This is a genomic window from Vibrio sp. Vb1574 (assembly GCF_033338675.1).
The window spans coordinates 1-1,430 of sequence record NZ_JAWOTC010000194.1 but is presented as its reverse complement, the minus strand read 5'-3'; the positions used below and the strand labels follow the sequence as shown (position 1 = coordinate 1,430).

Here is a 1,430-nt window from a genome sequence, read left to right as displayed (position 1 = left end):
ATTGCGACATATTGGCAAGCCATTTACCTTCTATATTACGAGCAGTAAATGCGCGCTGAGCATTTGAGTCAAAATCGACAAACGCTTGTAGAACATCTTCGCCCACTTCAAACGCCTGTGGACCAATAGCAGGCCCTAACCATGCCATCACATCACCCGAAAATAATGCGAGAGCATTTTCAACGATACCATTTGCCAAACCACGCCAACCAGCATGAACTGCTGCAACTTGAGTACCTTGAGTATTCGTCAGTAGTACAGGCAAACAATCAGCAGTCATGGCAGAACACACAACATTACTCGCCGATGTGAAGATACCATCAGCATCAAGCACTATTGACGTAGGAGCATTCGCATGGGCAACGACAGTAGAATGAGTTTGGTTTAACCAAATTGGCGCACTTGGCATATTCGCTTGCTGCGCCAACCAATGACGATTCTTCGCTACGATAGAAGCATCATCCCCAACGTGTGCACCGAGATTTAACCCTTGATAAGAGCCTGTCGAAAAGCCACCAACTCGCGTAGAAGCAAAGGCTTTGACATTTTTAGGTGCAGACCAGTTAGGAATGATTGCCTTCATCTTAAAACTCGTCCGGTAGACCGTATTCTTCAGTGTCTTTACGCAGCGCTTCTGTCATAGCCACCATATCGTCTGGCACTGGAGCATGGAATTCCAGTTCTTCACCAGTTATCGGGTGTTCAAAACGAAGCATTACGGCGTGTAGCGCCTGACGATCGAAACCACGAATCATGTCCGTCAGTTCCTGCGATGCACCAGTAGGAATACGTGCACGACCACCGTAGGCAGTATCACCTAACAGAGGATGCTGTAGGTAAGACATATGAACACGGATTTGGTGAGTACGACCCGTTTCCAAACGCAGACGGATACGCGTGTGCTCACGGAAGTGTTCTGCTACACGGTAGTGCGTTACCGCAGGTTTACCCAAAGGAGCTACAGCCATGAGTGTGCGTTTAGTCGAGTGGCGACCAATTGGTTGATCCACTTTACCACCCGCTGTCATACGACCGATTGCAATCGCTTCGTACTCACGCGTGATGTTGCGTTTTTGCAGGGCACGAACCAAACGAGTTTGCGCTGGAACGGTTTTCGCCACAACCATCAGACCTGTGGTGTCTTTATCAAGACGATGCACGATGCCCGCTCGCGGTACTTCTGCGATGTCTGGGTAATGATGTAGCAATGCATTCAGCACGGTACCATCTGGTGTACCAGCACCAGGGTGAACGACGAAGTCACGAGGCTTATTGATTACGATGATGTCATCATCTTCGTAGACGATATCTAGTGGGATATCTTGCGCTTCCCAGCGTTCTTCATCTTCTAACTCGGCTTGCAATGTAATTTCCTCGCCCCCCATAACTTTGGTGCGAGGTTTAGTGACAACTTCACCATTCACTTGAAC

2 protein-coding genes are annotated in these 1,430 nt (G+C 48.6%); both read right to left on the bottom strand.

The features are described 5' to 3' along the window. Positions 1–583 (bottom strand): peptidoglycan editing factor PgeF (gene pgeF, locus R7O12_RS24735; protein ID WP_318126699.1); only part of this gene is annotated, 583 nt, incomplete at its 3' end. Position 584: 1 nt separating this feature from the next. Beyond that, positions 585–1,430 (bottom strand): 23S rRNA pseudouridine(1911/1915/1917) synthase RluD (gene rluD / locus R7O12_RS24730; protein WP_318126698.1); only part of this gene is annotated, 846 nt, incomplete at its 5' end.